Here is a 6321-nt window from a genome sequence, read left to right as displayed (position 1 = left end):
GGATGGCCCTGGCCCGGCCGGGAATCTGCGGCGGCAGTTTGGTGGTGGTCGCGGTGAACGCGGGAGCTTCGGCACCGTTGAGGACGGGGCGGACGGCGACGGTGAAGGCATCCAGGCGCGACAGGTCCTGCTCGGCCAGCCGGGGGGCGGTGTGGCGGGCCAGGAGCCGGGCGTCCTCGGGCGAGGCGTTGAAGTAGAGCTTGGTCCTGGCGTTTGCGCTGATGCCTTCTTCCAGTTCTTTGGGGAGCTGGCGTAGGTATTGGTGAGCCAGGGTGATGGACAGCCGGTAGCCGCGGGCCTCGGCCAGCATGTCCTCCAGCGGGTAGGGGAGGTTGAGGAAGTTGTGCGCCTCGTCGAGATACAAGCTGGCGTCGGGGCGCTGGTGTTGGGCGAGGCGGGAGCGGGCGGTGGTGGCTTGCCAGGTGCGGGCGACGATCAGTGATCCGACCATGCGGGAGGTCTCCACGCCCAGGGCGTTGCGGCTGATACGCACCAGGCAGATGCCGTCCTCGTCCAGGACGCGGCCGAGGTCGACGGTGGAGGTGCCGCCGGCCAGGGCGTGGCGGACGAACGGCCGTAGCAGAAGGCCCCTGAGTTTGTTCATCAGGGGGGCGATGATCTGCGCGCGGGCGGGGTCGGACAGCTTGTCGTACCAGCGCCAAAAGCCGGTCAGCAGGTCATCGTCGAGTCGGCGGACCGCACGCCGTCGGGCGGCCGGGTCGGTCAGCAGCGCGGGCAGGTCGGTCAGCAGCGGCGTGCCGGGCAGGGCGCGCAGGGTCAGCAGGCCGGCGCGGAAGATATCGTCCGTTCGGGGTCCCCAGGAGGAGGCGTAGACCCGGGAGAAAATCGACAGCAGGTTGTCGACGATCCGGGCGGTGTCGTCGCCTTCGAGGGGGTTGAGTACTGGGGGTCGGGGGCTGTCGGCGTCGAAGAGCACGACCCGTTCGGCGGCCTCCTCCGGTAGTCGGCCGAGCACGTCGCTGATCATGTCGCCCTTGGGGTCCACGGCGACCAGCCCGCGCTCGGCTTCCGCGTCGTCCAGGATCATGCGGGCCAGCAATTCCGACTTGCCTGAGCCGGTCGCACCGAGGATGTGGAAGTGGTGGCGGGCATCGGCCACGCGCAGGCCCACCGGGCGGGGCCGGCCGGTGTCGGTGAGCCCGATCGGTTTCACCCCCGGCCCCGGGACGGGGATGCCGGGCGGCGGGGCCACCGCGCGGGCCCCGGCGCGTTCCAGTTGCGGGATGTCCGCGTCCCAGGGAAGGTGGGCGAGCACCGCAACCTCCTGAACGGCCATCAGGTCTCCGCGGTTCAGGCGCCGCTGGTCGAGCAGGGGCAGCGCGCGGCGGGAGGCGAGCCGCGCGCGGCGGTAGTAGTTGTGCTCGCTGAAGACGGCGAAGCTGGCGGCCAGGGCGTGTGCACGGCCGGTCAGACGTTCGAGCACCTCGGCCCGCTGCTGGGGCGCCGTCGCTGTGGGAATGACACTGGAGACCGCGAAGCGGATGCCTACCTCGTAGTGGGCGCCGCGGGCCTTGGCCACGATCGCCCGGTCCTCGGCCGCCGTCTCCAGCGCGGTATGACGGTCCTGGCCGGCCATCGCCCGCCACGCACCGCCCCGTGGCCGTGTCGGGCCGGGGAGCAGCAGTTCCAGCAGGCGGCTGACCAGGCGCGGTGAACGTCCTGCGCGCAGGCGCCGCGCGGCACGGAGAGCCGCCCGCACGCGGCGTCCGGCCACCGGCCGGGCCAGGATCTGCACCACCGCCCGCTCGTGCCCGCCGAGTCCCACCGGGGCACCCAGCAGGGCCCGGATGGGGTCGGTGGCGAAGTCGGTGCGAATCGGCAGGGCTTCACTGCGCGCCAGCCGCAGCTGGGCCGCTGCCACCTCCACATCCTCGTCGCTCTTCGCCAGCGGGCCGGGCAGCGGCGCGGTGGCCGGGGCGGTGCGGGTGTGCGCGCCGGGCCAGGCCGCCTCGATGGCCCGCTCCACCAGACCTGGAGGCACCATCCCGGGCACCCAGACCTGGAGGGAGAGCGTCTCGCGGTCGGCCGTGTACTCGAAGACCAGGTGCGGCTGCCCGGCAAGCCACCTTCGCCAGCCGGGGCGTAGCAGGCCGACGAGGTTCGCCCATAGCGCGGCGCCGCCGTCCGGGTCGACCTGCGGCGGCGGGAAGATCCGCACGACGCGGGCGTCCGCGGCGATCCGCTGTCGGCAGCGTCGCTGCCACCACCGCCACAGCCAGCTCAGCCCCGCGGCGACGAAGAGGGCCGCGGCACCGGCCAGCAGACCCCAGTCAGCCGCCCACTCTCGCAGGCCGATCAAGGCACGTTCGAGCGCTTCGGAGGGGTCGAGCAGATAGTTCTCCAGCGGCGACTTCGGGTCGCCCGGGGCGGTCGGCGGGGCAGACGAGGCGGCGAAGACGCGGATCACGGCGGACTCCTTCGTCGGGAATGGTCGAGACGCCGGGTGACGGGGGGCGTTTAGGCGGCCTGGCCCCGACGGTGAGCGGCGGCCTGGCCGCAGGCCGCGGATGGCTGGGTGGTCCGGCCGCCGGGCACAAGCTGGAGGTGCCTGCGGTGCGGCGTGCGGGCGCGGTGGGCCGCGCGTTCGGCATCGACCTCGGCCTGCCAGGAGCGGAACGTTCGCCCGGCCAGGCGTTTGAGGTAGTGCGGTATGCGGTTGGCGGGTATCCCGACGAGGCGGGGCCCGAGAACGGCGAGGAGGTCGGACGCCTCCTGGGAGTGCCAGCCCGCCGCGGCGATCGCGGCCTCGTCGGGGAAGACGTCGGCGACCCGGTCGACGGCTGGGTCCAGCGAGGCGTCCTGGATGCCGCCGTAGCTGTAGACGAACAAGAAATTGTCCGGGCAGTTCGGCTCTACCATGGCCCGGAACCGGCGGTTAGGAACAACTCAGCTGTCTCAGTTGGATTGCTGTCTCAGTAAGCCCACCTCGCGCCCCTTGGAACGTGCGCCGCGACTCGGCAGCAGGTGTCTCACATGCTTTTACTCGATCTTGACCATGCAACACAGAGCAACAGAGCCCGAGTTACAGCTCTCGCATGATCTGCAGCGGCAGGGAGTACTGCTTCCTCAATGGCTCAATGCTTGCTGCCACCGAGTGCATAGACTGATTTGACCAGCGATGACTCCACCACAGGCTGGGGCGCCTTGCGCGCTCCGAGGGACCCTCCACACCGCCACCCGCGCCCCAGAATCCACCCTGAAATCAGCTGGCCCACCTTCCGCAGGTCCCAGGGCGGACAACGACAGACGGGAGCCGAACCTTGGCGTTCCAAGGCAAGACCAAGCGCATCCAGCAACAGTTTCCTTCGCCGGAGGAGCTCTACCTCAGCGGCACGCTGCCTCGGACTAGCACTGCGGTCGACGGGCTCTGGTTGCATCAAGGGGATGTCATCCGGGCGTACGCCGAACACCATCACAAGACGCCAGACCTCGCGCTTGAGCTACCGACGGGGTCCGGCAAGACGATTCCCGGACTGCTGATCGCCGAGTGGGTGCGCCGGAGAGGCGAAGGACCCGTCATCTATGCAACTCCAACTAAACAGTTGGCGCGACAGGTACTCGCGACAGCGCACCGCGAGGGTGTACCGGGTCATCTGCTCATCGGAAGCCACAAAAGCTGGGACACCCTCGAGCAGAGTGCCGTGGAGGGTGCCGAAGCCATCGGCATCACCACCTACAGTGCGATCTTCAACAGCAGCCCAAAGCTTCCGGAGCCCCGTCTGATCGTCCTCGACGATGCGCACGCTGGAGAGCAGTTCGTCGGTGCAGAGTACGGCGTCACCATCCGCCGCTACGAGGACCCCGAGGCGTATGAAAGCGTCCTCGACGCGCTGTCCTCGTTCCTATCTGGGCTGCTGCTTCAGCGCCTCCGGGGTGAACCTGACCCTGGTGCGCATCACCAGGTGCGACTACTCCTTCCTGGCATCAACCCGAGTGCGCTCGCAAGGCTCGATTCGACACTTGCGACGCTGCCGAAGCCGTACACGTTCGACTTCGCGATGATCCGGTCGGGCCTGGCGTCTTGCTGCGTGTACCTGTCGTACGGCGGGATTCAGATTCGTCCGGTGATTCCCCCGACGTTCGAGAATCGGATCTTCTCGCGCTCTGAGCAGCGGATTTACCTGTCGGCGACGCTTGGATCCGGAGGCGAACTCGAACGAGCTTTTGGCCGTGAGCACATCGTCAGGATGCCGCTGCCCACCAAGACTCCACCGCGCTCTGGGCGTCGACTCTTCGTGTTCCCTGACCTCGCAGCTGGTGGGGATGCGCTCGGTCTGACAAGGCGGATCGTCGGTGCCACAAATAAGGCGCTGGTGCTGAGCCAGGAGACTTTGGCGAAGACGGAAGCGGCCGCAGCTGGACTCGCGGGCGAAGGTGTCCCGGTCATGGGGCGAGACGATGTCGAGCAGGGTCTCGACTCTTTCGCCATGGCGCCGACGGGTGTGCTCGGGCTGGCAAACCGCTACGACGGCCTAGACCTTCCGGGCCAAGCCTGTCGTATCGTCGTGCTCGGCGGGAAGCCTGACGCGGTCGGGCTGCAGGAGAAGTTCCTGAGCGAGCGTGCCGAAGCAAGCGCCGCCCTCGCCGAACGTCTTCGAACGCGCATCGTTCAGGGAGCGGGACGGTGTACACGAGGGCCCAACGACTACGCCGTCGTTGTGGTGCTCGGGTCAGACATCACGAGGTACTTCAGCCGGCCGGAGAACCGTGAGGCTCTTGAGCCCGAGCTGCAGGCCGAAGTCGAGTTCGGGTGGCAGAACAGCCGCGGTACCGATCCTGACGAGGTCATCGAGAACATCGAGATGTTCCTCGAACACGATGCCGCCTGGCGGGAAGATGGCGAGCCGCTCGTGGCGGAGTTCCGGCAGGACGCGGTGAAGGTCGAGGCACCGGGTGCGGAGGCGCTCGGATCCTCAGCCGCTTCGGAGGTCAAGGCATGGCACCTGGCCTTCCGAGGCGAATGGATCGCTGCGAGCGAGCAGCTGCAAGAGGCGGCGAGACAGGTCGGTACCGGTGGTCAGAGCACCCGCGGCTATCGCGGTCTCCTGCTGTATCTCTCGGGGGTCTGGCTGCATCTCGGAGCGGAGGACGAGACCCAGCGCGCGCGGGCGAGGGAGCTCGTGCGCCAAGCGGCCGCTGCGTCGGAAGTGCGCGGCACCTGGCTTAAAGAAATGCCTCAACTTCCTGGGACCGAGGAGGTTTCGCTCGCGAGCATGGACGTGGTTGCCGTGAGCGCGATTGTCGCGCGCCTGCGGGGTCAGCTTCGCCCGAATCGCGTGAACGATGACCTGACGAGCATGCGTGAGGCGCTGGCACAGGACGAATCAACGGTCTACGAGGGAGGGCTTACCGCCCTCGGATCGTTCCTTGGGGCTGAGTCCTCCAAGCCCAAGGGGCAGGGACGATGTGACTCAGCTTGGGTGTGGGGCACCGCTATCTGGATAACTGTCGAGGCTAAATCCGAACAACACGCCGACGGCCTCTTGCCGCTCCATGACATCAGGCAGGCGAACACGCAGCTCGATCAGTTGGCGGCGGATCGTTCCATGGATCACCCGCCTGCCGGTAGTCCGGCGATTATCGTGTCGGACCGTCTCACCGTCGATCCGCAGCACGCCCCGGCCGCGAACGCCAACGTCTACCTCGCCTCGACCGAGACCATCCAACAGATCGCCGGTGACGTCTCCATCGTTTGGGGCGATCTACTTACCAGCGCGGCAGGAATCCAGGCAGAGCAGACACTGCGACAGCACGTTCGGTCGGTGATGACGGAACACGGGTGTCTTCCCACTCAGGTCATTGACCGTCTCACGCAGAACAGGATTCGTCCGGGCGCCTGAGAGGAAGCCACGGCCGTCCCCGCGAGACGGAGGACCAGATCGCGGGGCGGCCGGCTGAGAGGCGCTAGTGTCCTGCGCCGGAAATTCTGGCGATATATTCAGCTAAGGAGTTGAGGATTTCGTCGGCGGTCTTGGTCCACGTGAACGGTTTGGGGTCCTTGTTCCAGGTCCGGACCCAGTTGCGGATGTCGGCTTCGAGGGCCTGCACGGACGTGTGGCTGCCGCGGCGGATGAGGTTGTCGGTCAGGTGTCCGAACCACCGCTCGACCTGGTTGATCCAGCTGGAGCCGGTGGGCGTGAAATGGGTGTGGAAACGGGGATGCCGAGCGAGCCATGCCTTGACCGCGGGCGTCTTGTGGGTGGCGTAGTTGTCACAGATCAGATGGACGTCGAGTTCGGCCGGTACGGCTTTGTCTATCTTCACCAGGAACTTCTTGAACTCCACGGCCCGGTGACGGCG

3 protein-coding genes and 1 pseudogene are annotated in these 6321 nt (G+C 67.7%); 1 reads left to right on the top strand and 3 read right to left on the bottom strand.

Going from position 1 to position 6321, the window contains the following annotated elements:
* On the bottom strand, positions 1-2428 hold a 2428-nt coding region (locus ADY01_RS31240), incomplete at its 3' end, for a type IV secretory system conjugative DNA transfer family protein (RefSeq protein ID WP_053171400.1).
* A gap of 50 nt (positions 2429-2478) precedes the next feature.
* Positions 2479-2892: pseudogene (locus ADY01_RS31235) on the bottom strand (GP88 family protein); the annotation flags it as partial.
* Between the two features lie 389 nt (positions 2893-3281).
* Here ADY01_RS31235 and ADY01_RS31230 point away from each other — a divergent pair.
* Complete coding sequence (locus ADY01_RS31230) at positions 3282-5861, top strand: DEAD/DEAH box helicase (protein ID WP_049580086.1); 2580 nt, start codon at positions 3282-3284, stop codon at positions 5859-5861.
* A 64-nt stretch (positions 5862-5925) separates the two neighbouring features.
* Here the strand turns inward: ADY01_RS31230 and ADY01_RS31225 are convergent.
* The coding region (locus ADY01_RS31225) for an IS630 family transposase (RefSeq protein ID WP_049576637.1) at positions 5926-6321 on the bottom strand (396 nt) is incomplete at its 5' end.

This window comes from Streptomyces sp. SBT349, from assembly GCF_001083795.1.
GTDB lineage: Bacteria > Actinomycetota > Actinomycetes > Streptomycetales > Streptomycetaceae > Streptomyces.
The sequence above is the reverse complement of the archived record's forward strand: the minus strand, read 5'-3'. Positions and strand labels throughout refer to the sequence as shown.